The sequence below is a fragment of the Sorangium sp. So ce281 genome, assembly GCF_051527395.1.
Lineage (GTDB): Bacteria > Myxococcota_A > Polyangia > Polyangiales > Polyangiaceae > Sorangium > Sorangium cellulosum_B.
In genome coordinates this window covers 9,613,614-9,630,018 of sequence record NZ_CP150322.1, presented here as the reverse complement: position 1 = coordinate 9,630,018, position 16,405 = coordinate 9,613,614, and the positions used below count along the sequence as shown (strand labels likewise).

12 protein-coding genes are annotated in these 16,405 nt (G+C 70.0%); 8 read left to right on the top strand and 4 right to left on the bottom strand.

The window, feature by feature from the left end; all coding sequences use genetic code 11:
* Positions 1 to 158: 158 nt before the first annotated feature.
* The 3 genes from WMF27_RS36600 to WMF27_RS36590 all read left to right on the top strand — a co-directional run bounded on the left by WMF27_RS36600 (position 159) and on the right by WMF27_RS36590 (position 4,471).
* Complete coding sequence (locus tag WMF27_RS36600) at positions 159 to 1,409, top strand: serine/threonine-protein kinase (protein WP_437764246.1); 1,251 nt, start codon at positions 159 to 161, stop codon at positions 1,407 to 1,409.
* Between the two features lie 826 nt (positions 1,410 to 2,235).
* On the top strand, positions 2,236 to 3,471 hold the full coding sequence (locus tag WMF27_RS36595) for a hypothetical protein (protein WP_437764247.1): 1,236 nt from the start codon (positions 2,236 to 2,238) through the stop codon (positions 3,469 to 3,471).
* Positions 3,472 to 3,610: 139 nt separating this feature from the next.
* Positions 3,611 to 4,471: a hypothetical protein gene (locus tag WMF27_RS36590; protein ID WP_437764248.1), complete on the top strand. Its 861-nt coding sequence runs from the start codon at positions 3,611 to 3,613 to the stop codon at positions 4,469 to 4,471.
* Between the two features lie 62 nt (positions 4,472 to 4,533).
* On the opposite strand, the gene WMF27_RS36585 is transcribed toward WMF27_RS36590, so the two are convergent.
* Positions 4,534 to 6,426: a hypothetical protein gene (locus tag WMF27_RS36585; RefSeq protein WP_437764249.1), complete on the bottom strand. Its 1,893-nt coding sequence runs from the start codon at positions 6,424 to 6,426 to the stop codon at positions 4,534 to 4,536.
* 207 nt (positions 6,427 to 6,633) lie between these two features.
* Positions 6,634 to 7,146, bottom strand: coding sequence for a hypothetical protein (locus WMF27_RS36580; RefSeq protein ID WP_437764250.1), 513 nt, complete (start codon positions 7,144 to 7,146; stop codon positions 6,634 to 6,636).
* 401 nt (positions 7,147 to 7,547) lie between these two features.
* On the opposite strand from WMF27_RS36580, the gene WMF27_RS36575 reads away from it, so the two are divergent.
* Complete coding sequence (locus WMF27_RS36575; RefSeq protein ID WP_437764251.1) at positions 7,548 to 8,468, top strand: transposase; 921 nt, start codon at positions 7,548 to 7,550, stop codon at positions 8,466 to 8,468.
* Between the two features lie 184 nt (positions 8,469 to 8,652).
* Here the strand turns inward: WMF27_RS36575 and WMF27_RS36570 are convergent, their stop codons facing one another.
* A complete protein-coding gene (locus WMF27_RS36570) occupies positions 8,653 to 9,540 on the bottom strand; it encodes a hypothetical protein (RefSeq protein WP_437769959.1) in 888 nt (295 codons plus the stop codon).
* Between the two features lie 844 nt (positions 9,541 to 10,384).
* On the opposite strand from WMF27_RS36570, the gene WMF27_RS36565 reads away from it, so the two are divergent.
* Both WMF27_RS36565 and WMF27_RS36560 read left to right on the top strand, forming a co-directional pair.
* Positions 10,385 to 11,143: a DNA methyltransferase gene (locus WMF27_RS36565; protein WP_437748092.1), complete on the top strand. Its 759-nt coding sequence runs from the start codon at positions 10,385 to 10,387 to the stop codon at positions 11,141 to 11,143.
* 45 nt (positions 11,144 to 11,188) lie between these two features.
* Positions 11,189 to 12,148 carry a gluconeogenesis factor YvcK family protein gene (locus WMF27_RS36560; RefSeq protein WP_437764252.1) on the top strand — a complete coding sequence of 320 codons (960 nt, stop codon included), beginning with the start codon at positions 11,189 to 11,191 and terminating at the stop codon, positions 12,146 to 12,148.
* Between the two features lie 110 nt (positions 12,149 to 12,258).
* Here the strand turns inward: WMF27_RS36560 and WMF27_RS36555 are convergent, their stop codons facing one another.
* Positions 12,259 to 14,145 carry an APC family permease gene (locus tag WMF27_RS36555; RefSeq protein ID WP_437764253.1) on the bottom strand — a complete coding sequence of 629 codons (1,887 nt, stop codon included), beginning with the start codon at positions 14,143 to 14,145 and terminating at the stop codon, positions 12,259 to 12,261.
* Between the two features lie 460 nt (positions 14,146 to 14,605).
* Here WMF27_RS36555 and WMF27_RS36550 point away from each other — a divergent pair, with 460 nt between their 5' ends.
* Together WMF27_RS36550 and WMF27_RS36545 are read left to right on the top strand one after the other, a co-directional pair.
* Positions 14,606 to 14,989: a hypothetical protein gene (locus WMF27_RS36550; RefSeq protein ID WP_437764254.1), complete on the top strand. Its 384-nt coding sequence runs from the start codon at positions 14,606 to 14,608 to the stop codon at positions 14,987 to 14,989.
* A gap of 206 nt (positions 14,990 to 15,195) precedes the next feature.
* On the top strand, positions 15,196 to 16,404 hold the full coding sequence (locus WMF27_RS36545) for an STAS domain-containing protein (RefSeq protein WP_437764255.1): 1,209 nt from the start codon (positions 15,196 to 15,198) through the stop codon (positions 16,402 to 16,404).
* The last annotated feature ends 1 nt before the right edge of the window (position 16,405 follow it).

Genomic DNA, 16,405 nt, shown 5'->3' with positions numbered 1-16,405 from the left:
ATGCGTCAGGATGCGCTGCGCGCGGATCTGTCGAAATCTTGAGCGTCCCGTGGTGAGCGTGTGAAAAGAGCGCTCGCGCGCTCGAGGTCCGGGAGCGAGAGGGGATCTCGATTCCTCGCGTCGTGTGACGACGGCGGCACCACCTCGACCCGCAGAGGATGGCCTTGCCTTCGCACGAAGACTGCCGATGCGCGGCGCCTGAGCTGAGCGATACCCTGCTGGAGGGAACGCCGTACCGGCCCGTGCGCCGGCTCGGGCGAGGGGGGATGGGCGAGGTGATCGAGGCGGCGCACGTGGGCCTCGACAAGCCGGTGGTGGTGAAGCTCTTGCACCGCGACCTGAACCGCGAGCCGCGGCTCGTGGAGCGGATGCGCGTCGAGGCGCAGTCGCTGGCGCGGCTCGCCCACCCGAACCTGGTGACCGTCACCGATTTCGGGCGGACCGCCGAGGGGAGGACGTTCCTCGTCATGGAGCGGCTCTACGGCCGGACGATGCGCGAGGAGCTCGCGGCGCGCGGCGCGCTGCCTGCGATGGAGGCGCTCGATCTCGTGACGCAGACGCTGGCGGGCCTCGCCGCGGCGCACGGCGCGGGCATCGTTCACCGCGACGTGAAGCTCGAGAACCTCTTCGTGTGCGACGTGGATGCGCAGGGGCGGCGCGTGGTGAAGGTGCTCGACTTCGGGATCGCCAAGGTGGTCGCTCCGCGCGGCGATGGGCGCGCGCCGGCGCCGTCGCTCTATCAGACGGAGGAGGGGGTGCTCGTCGGTACGCCGCGCTATCTCTCGCCCGAGCAGGCTTGCGGGCTCGCCGTCGATGCGCGCACCGACGTGTATGCGGCCGGCGTGGTGCTCTACACGCTGGTCGCCGGTCGCGATCCGTTCGAGCATGTGAGGCGCGTGCACGAGCTCGTGCGCGCCCACGCGAGCGAGGTCCCCGCGCCGCCGTCGAGCCACGCGCCACGACCGGTGCCGCCGGAGCTCGACCGCGCGATCATGAGGGCGCTGGAGAAGAGCCCGGAGCTCCGTTTTCCTGACGCAGCGGCGTTCGCGGCGGAGCTGTCGCGCATCGCCGCGGGGCTTTCGGGAGGGGTGGAAGGTGGGTCGGTCATGCCGTCCGGGTCGTACTGGCAGCGCACGGCGCCGCTGACGCTGCCGCCGGTCCGGGCGCCGGTGCTCCCACCGACGTTGAGCGCGACCGTGAAGGCGTTCGGCCTCATGGCGCCGGACATGGCAGCGCGGCCCGCCCCAGGGGCTGCGCCGCAGCGCGCCTCGGAGGCGCACAGAAGCAGGTCGCGGCGCGCGCGACGGCCCGCGCGCGCTCAGGCCAGCTGGGCGGCCATGGGATTGCTGGTGGTGAGCGTCGTGCTCTTCGGCTTCACCCTGGCGCTGCTGGTGAGCTTCCTGGGCTGACAGGCGGGTACGGCGTCGTCGCCGCGGATGCCAGGAACGTCACCCGGCGTGACGAACCCGCTACGATGCGGGCTGCGAAATGGGAGCGCCGGCGCCGAGAGGGCAACCTGGGTCGGAAGGGTCAACCTCGGAGGGGTCAACCTGGAGGTCAACCTGGGTGCGGGCCACGAGGCAGCTCAACCTGGGTGCGGGCCAGAAGGCAGCTCGGCAGCTCAACCTGGGTGCGGACCGTGGACCGTGGATGCTGGATGGGTGCAAAAAATCGATGTCGTGGCACGCGGGAAGTTTGGCGGCGCAGTATTGGACAACACGCGCGTGGTTCGGTGCGGAAGCAAGAAGGTGGCCAGGGTCAACTTTGCGCGCCGTCGACCCGCGGAGCCGCGCCTCGCGCGACGTCATGGTCCGCGACACCGGCGCCTTCGGGCATCGGGAGCCGCCGCAGTCACGTCCGTGACGGCGGCGGCTCCCGATGCCCGCGCCCTGCCATGGAGCGACCTTGGCATCGCTCCGGAGGGGGTGGTGACGCTTGGGTGCGTGGTGGTGGCGGCCGGGTGGAGTATCTTCGGGTCCATGCCGTGGCCCTGTCCCCGAGCGAGCTCCGAGGTACCGTGCGCGGACCAGCGCACGTTCGACGCTGGCCTCCGGCGCCCCCGGGCTCGTCGGAGCGCTGCCGTGGCACCCGCCACGCCGTCCGCGGTGCAGCGGTCGAGGCAGATCACCTCGGGAGCGCGCCCATGACAGCGCGGCGTCTTGTACCGGGGGCTCGATGCACTGCTGCTCACGTGGGGCAGCAGCACGCCTTTTGCGCGTGGCGAGAGGGGCAGGCATGACCAACAGGAACGCGAACAAGAGCTCGCCAGGGCAGCCGGCGGCTCAAGGCGCTGCGGGCGACGCCGCGCCGCAGCAACCGACGCTGCCGCAGCAGCCGCCGCGCGGGTACGACACGCCGAATTTTGCATCGCAAGAGCACCCCTCACCGGCGCAACAGCGAGCGCTCACGCAGGAGCCGCGCCGCAGACCCGAAGAAGGAAACACCGGCCCCGCAGCGCCGCCCGCGGAGCGGATGGTGCAGTGGGGCGAGCCCAGGCCGCGGCGCCGCCAGGATCGCGAGGCGGGGCCGAGCGACAAGCAGGTGTATGTTCCTCCGGTCACGCTGCCTCCCAACCGAGCGCACCAGGCGATGGATCAGCAGAAGATCCAGGTAGCCCCGTCGCTGTTGAAGGGCGTCGACGAACGGAACCGGCCGACGATGCGCAGGATCCCTGTGCAGGGGTTGCCGGGCCCCCCGACCGGTGCTCCCGATGGGCAGGGCGGCGCGCGTCCCGGTGGCGTCCGCACGGCCCACGTTGGTGTGGGCAGCGGCGTCTGGCCGCCGCCCGAAGACGAGTCGTCCGGCTCGCGCGGGCAGTCGTCCCGGAAGCAGCGGCCGATCGCAGCGGCCGTTTCCCCGCCAGCAGCCAGCGCGCCTCGAGCGGGGCTGCAGCCGACCGCGGCGCGGTCCGACGACACCGCGGTGACCGCAGCGGCCGCCGCGGCGGTGCTCGCGGCGCGCCGCCGCCGGGCCCCGCTGGCGCTCTTCGCGTTGCTCGTGTTTCTGGGGAGCGCGACGGTCGCAGGCTTCTGGGTGCTGTGGCGCGCCGCCAATCCGACGAGCGAGCAGGATCCGGCGCTGGCCGAGGGCGGCCGCGCTCCCACGCCCGATCCCGCAGGCCTCGCGACGCCCACCCCGAGCGCGCAGCCCGAACATCCGCCCCCGGTGGCGATCGAGCTGCCGCCCATCGCAGAGCGACCCGTTCCCGCCGCGCCCGAGGTTCCGACGGTATCGCCCACGGCGGAGCCGAGCTCGCCGCCCGCCCACTCCGCGGCCACGGTCGCTGCCCGTCCGTCATCACCGCGCCCTGCTGCGCAGGTGAGGCGCCCCGTCAAGCCTTCGACGGCGGCGGACGACATCTACGACTTGGCTGTGAGCCCTCCGCTCCCACCCCCGGTCCCGCCGTCCGCGCCCTCCGCGTCGCCCACAACGCCCCCGGGGACGACCGCTCCGCCGCGTCCGTTCCCCTGAGGCGTCGCCTCTCCGGATTGCATTCCTCCCGCCAGCCACCATGCGAAAGCCATTCTTGAAATACCTGTCTCTACTCCTCCCGTGCGCGGCGGTTCTTCTGGGGCCGAGCGTCGCGAGCGCGACCGGAGAGGCTCGGCTGATGCCGAACTCTCCGACCGACGCCGCGCCTGCGACGTCGCGCGCGGGCGAGCGCGCCGCGCAGCTCTACCGGGAGGGAAACAGGTTCTACGATGAAGCGCGATTCGCCGAGGCCGAGGCGCGTTATCAGGCGGCGTGGGATCTCCAGCAGAGCTTTGACGTGGCCGGCAACCTGGGGAACGTCGAGCTGGAGGTGAACCAGCCCCGCGAGGCGGCCGAGCACCTCCTGTACGCGCTCAATATCTTTCCGCTCGGCGAGAAGGCCGAGAAGAAGAGCTTTCTGCAGAAGCGCCTCGCCATCGCCAGGTCGCAGGTCGGCGCGCTTCGCATCAGCGTGAACGTCGACGACGCCGAGGTGCTCGTCGACGGCAAGGTCGTCGGGCATTCGCCCCTCGAAACCCAGGTGTTCGTCGATCCCGGCAAGCGCACGATCGAGGCACGCCGCGCTGGCGCCAGGACATCGACGTCGCTGCTCGTGGCGAGGGGCTCGGACCAGAGCATCGCCCTCAGCCTCGATTCGGGCCCGAACATTCCGCTGGTGGTCGCGGGCGGGGCCGTCGGGCTGCTCGGGCTCGCGTCGGGCGTGACCTTCGCGATCCTCTCCACGGCAAAGGGCGAGTCCGCAGCGACGGAGCCGTTCGGCAGCGCGAGGCGCACCGACCTGCGCGACGCCCAGACCACGCTCGCCAACGTCTCGTTCTGGAGCTTCCTCGGCGGCGGCGTGGTGCTCGCGGGGACGGCCTTGTACGCGTTCTCCACGTCGAGCCGCACGCCGGTCCCGAAGGCCGGGCTCCCCCGGCTGTATGCCGCGCCCTTCGTGAGCGCGGAGGCGAACGGCCTGGTGCTGGGCGCGAGCTTCTAGCGCGACTGCGGGGTAGAGCTAGGCGCGGTGGGCGCTCTGCGCTCCACGTCTCGTCCCCGGACTCAGCGCGGCTGGAAGTAACGGCCTACCTGCTCGCGGTACTCTTCGGGGACATCGCTGCGCTCGACACCGCCGACCTCCTGGGGACCCACGACACCGAGCGCGCTCTCGCCGCGCACGTTGGCGGTGTCTCCGGCGCGCCCGGCTGCTCGGCCCGTCACGATCCCCGGCATCGGCCTACCCGGGTTGAGCCTCGCGCTGGCGCGTGAGCGCAGCTCACCCCCGGCGATCGCGCCCGTCTGCCCTTCGTGGCTGCCCGAGCCGCCGCCCTCCGAGTGACCTGGCTGCGCCGACCCCTGCTTGCCGGCCCCACCCCCCGACGAGCCCTGCTGCCCGCCCTGTCCGCGCTCCTGGCCGCCCAACCCCGGTTGGCCTGACCGGGTCGGTTGGCCTGACCCGGGTTGGCCTGACCCGCCTGCGATCGGCACCGGGAGCGGCGTCCCCCCGAGCTGCCCCTCGGCCTCGCCCGCCCCGCGCTGTGCATCGTCGAGCGCTCGTTGGCGCTTCGATTCCTCGCTGCCCGGGCTGCCCTCCTGGGCCATCTGGCGCAGCTGTTCCTCGAGCTGCCGCTGTCCGTCCGGCGTCTCGAGCTGCCGCGCGAGCTCGCGCATCTGCTCCTTCGACATGGGCTCTCCGAGCGCGCTCTCGGGGGACTGCGTCATCCGCTGCTTCAAGCGGTCGGCGAGCCGCTTGCGCTCCTCGGGGCTCAATTGTTCGAGCGCCTTCTCGAGGCTGCCAGCAAGCCGCCGCGCGTCGCGGTCGCTGCCGGTCCGGGCGAGCTCGCGGAGCGCGTCGCGCCCCTCGTCGCCCAGCCCATCGCCGAGCGCCTCCGCCAGCTCCCTCAGCGCGTCAGCCTGCTTGCCGCGCTGATCCAGCAGCTTGCGCTGTTCCTCGAGCGCCTTCGCCACGCCGGGGGCGCCGGCCCTCCTGGCGGCTTCGGTCGCCTCCTCGAGCACCTTCCTCGCCCGTTCGCGGTCGTTCCGTTCGAGCTTGTTTGCGAGCCGCGCCATCTCCTCGTCGAACGCCACGAGGTCGCGATCGCCGAGCGCCTTCGCCGCCCGCTTCAGCTGAGGGTCTTCTCCGAGCTTGCCGAGCGCCGACTCCATCCCATGGCGCTGCTCGCCCTCGCCGAGCGATAGCCGCTCGGCCGTGATCGCGTCGCGGAGCCTGCCGAGCTCGGCCTGCGCTTCGCGGCGCTCGACGCCGCTCTTCAGCTTTTCGCGGAGCCTCTTCGCGTCGTCCGAGAGCTTTTTCAGCCGCTCGCGTTGCTCTGCGTCCCGGGCGTCGATCTCGGAAAGCTGGACCACCCGCCCGAGGCCGGCGATCTCGGCGAGGCGTACCTGCTCGGCCCCGGGCGGGGGCGCTGCTGCGGCGGGCGCAGGTGGCAGGGGAAGCCAGCTGAGATAGCCAATGGCCGCTGCCGCGAGGGGCGCTCCGGTATGCCAGCGCCGCCACAGGGGCGTGCGGACCTGCCGGGCGGTCGCGGCATCGAGGGCCGCGGCCGCGTGGGCGAACACCACGTCGCGGGCCGCGGATGCGCTGGCACCGGGCGCGCCGTCCGCCGCGTCCTTGGCTGCTGCGAGCTCGACGGCCGTGGAGACCGACTCGGCGGAGCCGAGCTTGCCGTCGAGAAACAACGCGACGTTCGGGTCAGTCCACCGGCGCCGGCGCGCCACCGCCGCGCCAGCCACGGCGCCGAGCAGGCCGCCCGCGGCCATCCAGGGGCGCAGCGCGCCTTGCCGCATGTGCCAGGCGACCGCCGCGCCTACCGCGCCGAGCATCATCCCAGCGGCGGCGCCGGTGAGGACCAGATCGAGCGCGAGCCGCCGCCGGACGCGGCGAGACCACCGAACGAACGCGGCGCTGAACCTCCGCCGGGGAGACGCATCGACCATGGAGCGAGGTGTACCTGCGGGCCGACGCGCCGGCCAGAGCTGCTTCGGGGCGCTCCTCCACGCCTCATTGCGGCGCGCTGTGCCCGACGCCGCGCCCGGTGCGAGCGCCTCGCGCGCTGTGGGGACGCCCTGTGGAGCGGCGTCGGTCGTCTTGCGCCACGACGCGCCGAGGAGGAGCTATCCTCGGACATATCGCGCTCCGCCCCCTCACGGGACAAAGCACCATTTCAAGTGGAATGACGCGAACTCGAGGCGCGCTGGGACAACGTCCTGGGCAGCGCCGAGCAAGTTCAGGCCACAGTCAGCGAAAGAGAACTTGCATTCGTGCGAGTCCCCGGACGATGTCCGGAGCGTCGCGTGGCAAGAGCCATAGAAAAGCGCATCGTCGACGTACATTCGCATGTTCACGACAGCAGCGTCGCCGCCCTTGCGTTTGCTGTCGAGCAGATGGAGATCGAGGTAGTAGAAGCCCCTCCTGTCCTTCGAGTGATCCGCCAGCTCCAGATTGGTTTCGCCATTGAGGCGGGAGCAGTCAACGTCCCAGCTGTCGTCGAATCCGGCGACAGGCAGCTTGCCGCTATCCCCCGTGTCAAGCACCAAGCTCTCCCCGTTCACGGTCATGACCGCCATGCCGTACGCTTCAGGAATTTCCGGGCTAGTAGAGCACCCGAACGGCGAGAGCGACAGCACGAGGCCTTGGGCGAGGAGGGGTCGGTGCATGGGAGTTCTCCAGCAGCATGGCGGGCGAGAGCATCGCACGAGGTCGACAACCATGAACGCGCGCAATGTGGTTGATCCATGCGCCGTGCCAGATGTCAACCGGAAACGGAGGCCCCTGTTGGGCCCGTGCCACCGGAAACGGAGGCCCCTGTTGGGCCCGTGCCGGACTGCGGGGCTGACCGACGTTGCCGTTGACTGTCGACCTGACCGACGTTGCCGGTCTGCCGGCCCGGCCAGTCTGACCGACGTTGCCTCGGTGATGAGACCCGATTACGAGGCGGTCCCAGGCCTAGGCCATGGCGGGCGCCGGCGGAAAACAGTAGCCGCCAGGATCTCGAAGATTCAAGTGCGCGAAATCATTGACCGCAAGCCCCGGCACGCGTTTGGCATCGTCGGCAGCCATGAGCCAGCCTCGCGCAATCGTTGCAGGTGCCACCTATCTCCTCACGCGACGCGCGTTGCGGCGACACCTCCTCTTCCGACCGGATGCCGCGATTACTCAGCTGATCACCTATGCACTCGCGGTTTCGGCCAGGCGCTACGGCATTCGCCTGCATGCATTGTGCGCCATGTCCACGCACCTGCACATCGTCGTCACTGACGTAGAAGGCGTGCTTCCGCGATTCCTGCAGCTGTTTCATCGCCTCGTGGCGCTGGGGACCAAGGTGCTCCGAACCTGGGAGGGGCCGGTCTGGGGCCACGAAGCGACCAGCGTTGTTCGCCTCTTGACGCGGGCGGCCGTGGTGGAAAAGATTTCATATTCACTGGCGAACCCGGTGGAGGCGGGGTTGGTGCGACGTGCGAAGGAATGGCCGGGTGCGAAGGTGCTCGTCAACGAAATCGGCCGCGGCGAGCTGCGGGCGAGGCGTCCTGACGTCTACTTTGCTTCGAGCAATTCCGCATGGCCCGAGGACGCCGCCATTGCGATCTCGCTTCCGCCAGCAGTGGCGGATGATGACGCGGACGCCTTTCGGCGCGAGGTGGCGGCGGAGCTGGAGCGGAAGGAAGCCGAGGCGCATGCCGCGATGCATCGAACTGGCCGCGGTTTCCTCGGCCCCGAGCGCGCATGCGCGGTGTCGCCCGACGCTCGCGCGACGAGCTTCGAGGCGCCTCGCGGCCTCAATCCAACGTTTGCGGTGGGGAGAGGACATGCAGACGCACGAAGGACCGCGGTCGCCGCTGTCCGGGCATTTCGCGCAGCGTACCGCGAGGCGCTTCAACGATGGCGTGCAGGGCTGCGCAGCGTGGTGTTTCCGGCAGAAACGTGGTGGATGCGCGTATTCCATGGCGTGGCCGTGAACGATGAGCCGCTCGTGTCGTAAAAGGAACGATCGGGATGCCGACGCGGCACATGGGCTGCTGAGCGAGGGCGAGTGGGCGGCAGACGCCCTCCGTTCGCGTGCATGAAAGCGCACCTGGTTTTCGTGTGAAACTACACGTCAAGGGCGCCGGGATTGCGTGAGTCGGCCTGGTGGTCGAGGAGGCGCGGGCGTTCCGTGCGCGTCGCTACAACGGTAAAGGGAGCTCGGTATACGGCTCCATGATCCGGCCGACGACGATATCGCGCACTTGCGTCCCATAGTATGTCGATCCCGATTGCGTGCTCCAGGCGTGTCCCACGATCGTCCCGTTGCCGTTGGCATAGAGGCGCATGACACCCCTGCCAACACCCGCGTGCCAGGAGCCGTCCGCGTTGCGCCGGGTGTCGGTTGTCCCGTGGCCCGTGGTGCTCGAGTCGAGGACGAGGAGCGAATACTGGATTGTCCCCGTGACGACCGGATTGGTCGCCGTGCGCGGCACCGCAGCGCCTGCCGCGATGGCGACGTGCCCGCTCGCCGTGCTCCCCGCCGGATACTCGATCGCAACGATATCGCCGGCCTCGATCTCGCTCACCGTCACGATCTGCTCGAAGCCGACCTCCTCGATGATCCTGTCGTGGTACAGCGCGGCGTTCGGGCTCATGCTACCGAACCATGTGCTGATGTCGTAGACGGACAGCTGATAGGCCTGCTTGAGGACGTTCGTGACGAACGACGCGCACAGGCTGCGGCTCCGATAATCCGTGGCTCCTCCGACGCCGGCCCAGTAAACATAGGTCGTGCCGCTTCCATATTCGTTGTTTGCCGGTGCGATGTGGGTCACGAGTGTGTCGGCCCAGTGGAAATGGCCCGGCTCTCCGGCCGTCTGGCCCTCTGCCGGGCGCGACGCGAGCAGGCTCACCCCGGCCAGAACGACGGCCGGGAGCGCGCGAACAGCGGCTTTCGAGCTCATGCGCTTCAATGCATTCATGATTTCCTCCCGTGTGGAATCGATGGCCCCGCGTAGGCTGGTCACACCGGTGTCGGCCTCATCGCGGGCATCGCCGCGGAGCGCCGGCAAAGCGAAGTTGCGCACCAAGCCACCGAACATACGCCGAACGAACGATCTCTTCAATCACCGGCACGAAGGCGGCACACGGGCCGTGCGCGATCCTGCGCGGATAGTGTTCCCCTCATTTCCACAGGCTGTCTCCTCGGGGCGACCTCCGTGCACGTCTTCGTAGATCCGCGCGTCGATGCCTACCGCAGGGGCGGCGCGGCGGCGGCGCGGGGATCACGGCAGGTACGGAGAGGGCGCGGCCGTCGCGACCGCCGACCGTCGCGACCGACGTTGCGCCCACGTCGCCCACGTCGACCGACGTTGCGCCCGACGCGACCGACGTTGCGCCGACGACGCCGACCGACGCGACCGACGTTGCGCCCGACCGACGTTGCGCCCGACGCGACCGACGTTGCGCCCGACGTCGACGTTGGAGGGCGGCGATGTCGTACGGATCGGCCGGTCCCGGGCGCTCGAGGCTCGCGCTCGGGGCTCCCGCTCGGCTCGCGCCCGACGCCCTGGCGAAGCGCGCCGCGCCCGCGCCGCGCGGGTCCAGGCGGCTCGCCGCGGCCGAACTCCGCCGTTTTGTTGACAGATCCGCGCAGTTCGATTGGATGGCCGCGTGCCCCCCGTGAAGCGCGCATCGACCCACCTCCACCCCACCCTGACGCTCGGCGACGCGCTGGAGCACTACGCCTCCTGGCCGAGACCCACCGTGATTGTCTCCGACGGTGCTTATGGCGTCTCCGGTTTTCCCGGCGATCCCCCGACGCACGACGGGCTCGCCGCGTGGTACGCGCCCCACGTCGCCGTCTGGTCGGAGCGCGCCTTGCCGTCCGCCACCCTCTGGTTCTGGGGGACGGAGATCGGCTGGGCGACGGTGCACCCGCTGCTCGAGCAGCACGGCTGGGAGTACCGGACCTGCCACGTCTGGGACAAGGGAATCGCCCACATCGCGGGCAACGCGAACACCCGGACGCTGCGCAAGTTCCCCGTGGTGAGCGAGGTGTGCGTGCAGTACGTGCGCAAGGTCCTCCTGGAGAGCGCCGGCGTGCGGCTGCCCCTCAAGACCTGGCTGCGGCATGAATGGGAGCGCTCGGGCCTCCCCCTGCGCCAGACGAACGAGGCGTGCGGCGTGAAGAACGCGGCCACGAGGAAGTACTTCACCCGCTGCCACCTCTGGTATTACCCCCCGGCCTCGGCGTTCGAGCAGATCGCCGCCTTCGCGAACGCGCACGGCCGCCCCGAGGGGCGACCCTACTTCTCGGTCGATGGCAAGCGGCCGTTGACGGGCGAGGAATGGGCTACCCTGAGAGCCAAATTCCATTGCGAGGTCGGCGTGACCAACGTCTGGCACGAGCCCGCGGTCCGCGGCCCCGAACGCTTCAAGGAGGACACCCGGTCGATCCACGGCAACCAGAAGCCCCTCAAGCTGCTCGATCGCATCATCCGCGCATCGTCCGATCCAGGCGATGTCGTCTGGGAGCCATTCGGGGGGCTCTGCTCGGTCGCGGTGGCGGCCTTCACCGCAGGGAGGCGCTGCTACAGCGCCGAGATCGCGCCCACGTACCACGCCGTCGCGTCGCGCCGCCTCGCGAAGTGCGCGCCGCAGCCGCGCGTCGAGATCTCGGCGGCCTGACGGTCGGTATCGGCCCCGCTCGTCCGCATGGTAGCCTGCTCCCCCATGGCGACGCCGAAGATCGTGACCGTGGGAGGAGGGACGGGCCATTACACGCTCCTCACCGGCCTGCGTGACCTGAGCGTCCGCATCACCGCGATCGTGACCATGATGGACTCGGGCGGGAGCTCCGGCAGGCTCCGGGACGAGTACGGCCTCCTGCCGCCAGGCGACTTCACGCGTTGCCTCGTCGCCCTGTCCGAGCACCCGGAAGCGCTGAAGGAGCTGCTCGGCCACCGCTTCCGCTCGGGCAGCCTCGGCGGGCACACCCTGCGCAACCTGATATTCACCGCGGTGCAGGAGATCACCGGCTCGCTCCCCCTCACGGTCGAGCGCCTGCACGAGATCTTCTCCGTCAAGAACCGCGTCCTCCCGGTCACGATGGATCACGTCGATCTCGTGATGCACCTCGAGAACGACCGGACCATCCGCGGCGAAGCGTCGATTGACAACCTCTCCGACATGCTCGATGCGCCGGTGCTCTCGGTCTATCTCGATCCCGAGGCCCAGGCGTATCCAGCGGCGCTCGACGCGATCGCGGAAGCCGATCTCATCATCCTCGGGCCGGGAGATCTCTACACGAGCCTCGTGCCGAACCTCCTGGTCAAGGGCGTGCGCGAGGCCATCGCGGCGAGCCGCGCCCGCGCGATGTTCGTGTGCAACCTGATGACGAAGCCCAACGAGACCCCCGGCTACACGGTCGAGGATTTCGTGGGGACCATCGCCATGTACCTCGGCGAGGCCCGGCTCGACGCGGTGCTGGTCAACGATGTCTGGCCCTCCGAGGGCCTCGCGGAGTACGCCTCCGCCGGCTCTGAGCCGGTCGTGACCTCGCCGGACAAACCGCTCGCCTCCGACCTCCTCGTCCCCGCGGACCTGCTGTTCGGCGGCAAGCTGATTCGCCACGACCCGCACAAGCTCTCCGCCGCGATCGTCTCGCTCGCCCGCCAGCGCTCGTGGTGGTGAGGCCCGGGCCCGGCTCCGCTGCGCCTGGCCCTACGCTCGACGGCCACCCCGGGGCGCGGCGCTGCCGCGTCGGCCGGGCGGCCTCGGGCCGGCGCGGCCGCGCACGACGATCAGGCGGTCTCCGGTTCGTCGGGCAGATAAAAAGGCGTGTTGACGATCACGATGCCCTTCCCGCCCCGGAAGAGAAGGAGCCATTTGAGGATCGACGCCGTGTGGTTGTGGAGCAGGTAATGGTACCAGCGTGACTCGACCACCTCGGGTACGACGACCGCCACCTGCCGGTCCGGGTGGGCGCGCGCGAGGGTGGTGACGAAGCGGAGCAGCGGCCTGAAGAGCCGCCGGTAGCGGGACCGCACCACCGAAAGCCGCGGCGCCGGTACCCCCTTCTCCTTCGCGGGCTCCTCCACCAGATGGTGCCATTCGCCGCTCAGGTCCTCGACGCGAGGGTCGTCGAGGAGCACCTGGAGCGCGTAGACCTCGGGCGAGAGGCGGAGCGCGAAGCGGAGCCCCTTCTGCGCCACGAGGTCCCAGCGCCTGATCGGGACCACCACGATCGGCGGCGGAGGTGGGGTGAGGTCGAGCGGCGCGCGGGCGCGAACCGCCTCGTCGATATGCTTGTAGTGGCGTCGCACATTGCAGAAGATGAGAAAGGCCCCGAGCAGGAGCAGGGTCGAGATCCACGCCCCCTCGGTGAACTTCGAGACGATGATGACGACGAGCGTGGCGGCCGTGGCCGTGGCGCCGGTCGCGTTGACGGCGAGGTGGAGCCGGGAGCGCGCGCCGCCGACCCTGCGCCAGTGCGCGGTCATCCCCGCCTGCGACATCGTGAAGGCGAGGAACGCGCCCACCGCGAAGAGCGGGATGAGGGCGTCGGTGATGCCCTGGAAGACGACGAGCAGGAGGGCCGAGAGCCCGGCGAGGACGCCGATGCCGTAGGAGAAGGCGAGGCGCCTGCCGCGGTGGATGAAGGGCTCGGGCAGGAAGCGATCGAGCGCGAGGAGCTGACAGAGGCGCGGGAAGTCGGCGAAGCTGGTGTTGGCCGAGAGCATGAGCACCGCCACCACGGCGGCCAGGGTCACGTAGTAGAACGGGCCGCGCCCCACGACAGCGCCCACGATCTGCGAGACGATGCTCTGATAGCCGCTCTTGCCGGGCTCGGTGGCGGTGATGCCGTACGCCCGCGCGAGGATCGCGATCCCGGCGAGCAGGATGCCAAGCGAGGCGACGATGTACGAGAGCGTCCGGCGCGCCTGCTCGCTGCTCGGCTTGCGAAAGGCAGGGACGCCGTTGCTCACCGCTTCCACGCCGGTCATCGCGGTGCACCCGCTCGCGAAAGAGTGGCAGAGGAGCGCCAGGCTCGCGGTCCCGAGCGCGACCGGCAGCGAGGGCGGCGCGACCACGGGCGGCGGGTGCCCTCCGTGGAGGATCGTCTTCCCGATCCCGATCCCGATCACCGCGAAGAGACAGCCGAGGAACGCGTACGTCGGCGCCAGGAACACGAGGCCTGCGGTGCGGAGCCCGCGCAGGTTCGCCGCGGTGAGCAGGGTGAGGACGGCGAGGCAGAGGCCCAGGGTGTGGGGCAGGAGCGCGGGCACCGCGGAGACCAGCGCGCCCACCCCCGCGGAGACGGCGACCGCGACGTTGAGCACGTAGTCGATGAGCAGCGCCGCCGCCGCGACGAGGCCGGCGCGCGTGCCGAGGTTCTCCTTCGCGACGATGTACGAGCCGCCGCCGTTCGGGTACGCGGCGATCGTCTGGCGGTACGATACGTAGACGATCGCGAGCAGCCCGATGACCAAGGCGCTGAGCGGCACGATGTAGTGGACGCCGAGCGCGCCGAGGGGGATGAGCACGGTGAGCGCCGCCTCGGGGCCGTACGACGCGGAAGCGAGCGCATCGAGGCCCAGGACCGAGATGCCGGAGAACGGGCCGAGCTGTTCTTTCTCCTCTTCATCCGAGGCCAGCCGCCGGCCGAACAGCACCGTCATGAGCGACATGGGTGAGGCAGCTCACGCAAGGCGTGTGCCGGGAGCGAGCGCCGTCGCGCGCGCGTCGATTGGAGCCGCAGCGTGCAACCGGTGCTCCAGGCTCGCGCCGAGCGCTCGTCAGCGGTGCTGATCGAGCACGAGCGTCGCCTGCATGAGCGTGGGTGGAGCCCGCCGCGTTCGAGGTTTGCACGGCCAGCCTCTCCTCCGATGCGAGCCGATAACGTGTGAGCCGATCGAGGTGGGATCATTTGCCACGCCCGGCCAAGTTGCCTCATCGCAGGCGGTCGCGCTCGCGTGCGAGCGCGCTCGCCGCTGGAGCAAGCGGCTCGCCCGCTGCCGCGCGAGCCGCGCGGGCGCACGCGTGCTGCGCCCCGGCCACCCCGGCGCTCGCTGCTGGTATGTGCTTCGCATGGCGCCGGGGGCTATCGCCACTTCCGTGGCTCATCATCTCAGGACGAGGTAGAGCGCTATGAGCATCGGTAATGACCAGTACACTTCGGGTGAGTACAAGAATGGGATTCACGAGGGCGGCTCGCGGGAGTCCGGCTCGCACGAGCCTGGCGCACAGCAGACGCAGGGCGGCGAGGGCGCGGTGAGCCTCGACATGCTGCTGAAGTTCGCCAAGGACATCCAGACCAAGGTCAAGGATGTCCCGTACGTCGTGCCGATCGCGATCGGCGGAGCGGCGTTTGCGATTGGCGTGCTCGCCAGCTCGAGGATCCTGCGCCAGCTCACGCTCCTCGCCGGCGGCTACGCGGTCAAGTACGCGATCCAGAACGTCCCCAGGGAGCCGATCATCGACTTTGCAAAGAAGGTCGTGTCCGACTCGTACCGGGCGTCGTCGAGGGCCTGAGCCGGAGACGCGCTGCGGCGCGCGCAGGGGCGCTCGCCCGCCTGTAGCCTGCGCTGCGCGTATCGTCGTCCTCTCTCGTACATCGTTGTAGATGTCGTCGTGCGTGCCCCCGTCGCCATGAGCCGCTGCAGCCGAGTGTCTTCCCCCGAGAGCGTCGCGTGCGATACCCTGCTGCCTTTCTGAGCTCCAGGGAGAGTGCTCGTGTCATGAATGTTACTTCAGACGCCCTGTTCGCGGAGTTCTTCGCCTGCTGTCCTGAGCTGCTGTTCGTCGCCTCGACGGCGGGCGGACTGCTCCACGAGAACGATGCCTTGCGGGAGGTCATCGGTCCTGCGAGCCAGGGGGGCGTGACGTTCGCAGAGCTCGCTCACCCGGAGGATCGCGCAGCGCTGCTCGCGGCGTGGGCGAACCTCGAGCAGACCGGTGAACCTGTCTCCTTTCGCGTCCGCCTTCGCGACGCGCGCGGGGCGTACCGTCCGCTGTTGTGCAACGCGAAGCGTTCGCCCGATCGCAGCGCGGTCTTCGGGTCGCTCCAACCGACCTCCGAGAGCGATGACAAGGAGCTGGGGACCCTCCGTAACAAGGCGTGCATGCTGGACAGCCTCGCCGAGCACGTGGACAACATGGTGCTCTGGGCGATCGACAGCGATGGAGTCTGTTTCTATCACGGAGGCAAGGGGCTCGGGGCCGCCGGGCTCAAGCCCGGGCAGCTCGTCGGGGCCAGCTGGTTCGACATCTATGCGGACAAGCCAGAAACGACTGGCATCCACCTCTCCGCCGCGGATCTGCGCCAATGGTTCGACGGGGAGGTGCGCGGCTTCCGCACCGACGCCTTCGGCGTTTACTGGGACAACTGGATCATCCCGCTCCAGGACGAGCGCGGAGGGGCCGTGTGCGGCGTGCTCGGGCTGGCGCTCGACATCTCGGCGTCCAGGCGCACGGAGGAGGAGCTGCGCGCCCAGCTGCAGCAGATCGAGGCGCAGCAGAAGGTCATTCGCGATCTCTCCACGCCGATCATCGAGGTCTGGGACGGCGTGCTCACGCTGCCGATGGTGGGGACGGTCGACAGCATGCGCACCGCCGACGTGATGGACAGCCTGCTCTCGAAGATCGTGGAGAAGCAGGCGCGCTTCGCGATCCTCGACCTGACGGGCGTCGAGGTGGTCGACACGAAGGTCGCGAGCCACCTGATCGAGCTCGTCACGGCGATCCGTCTGCTCGGGGCCGACGGGATCGTCGCGGGCATCAAGCCGAACGTCGCGCAGACGATGGTCGCGCTCGGGCTCGACCTCTCGCAGCTCAACACGCAGCGCAACCTTCGCGCGGCGCTCCAGCATGCGATCCGGAGCATGACCCGCCCGGAAAACCCCTCGCACAGCGGCGCTGCGACGCCCGGCCTGCGGGCGCGGGGCTGAC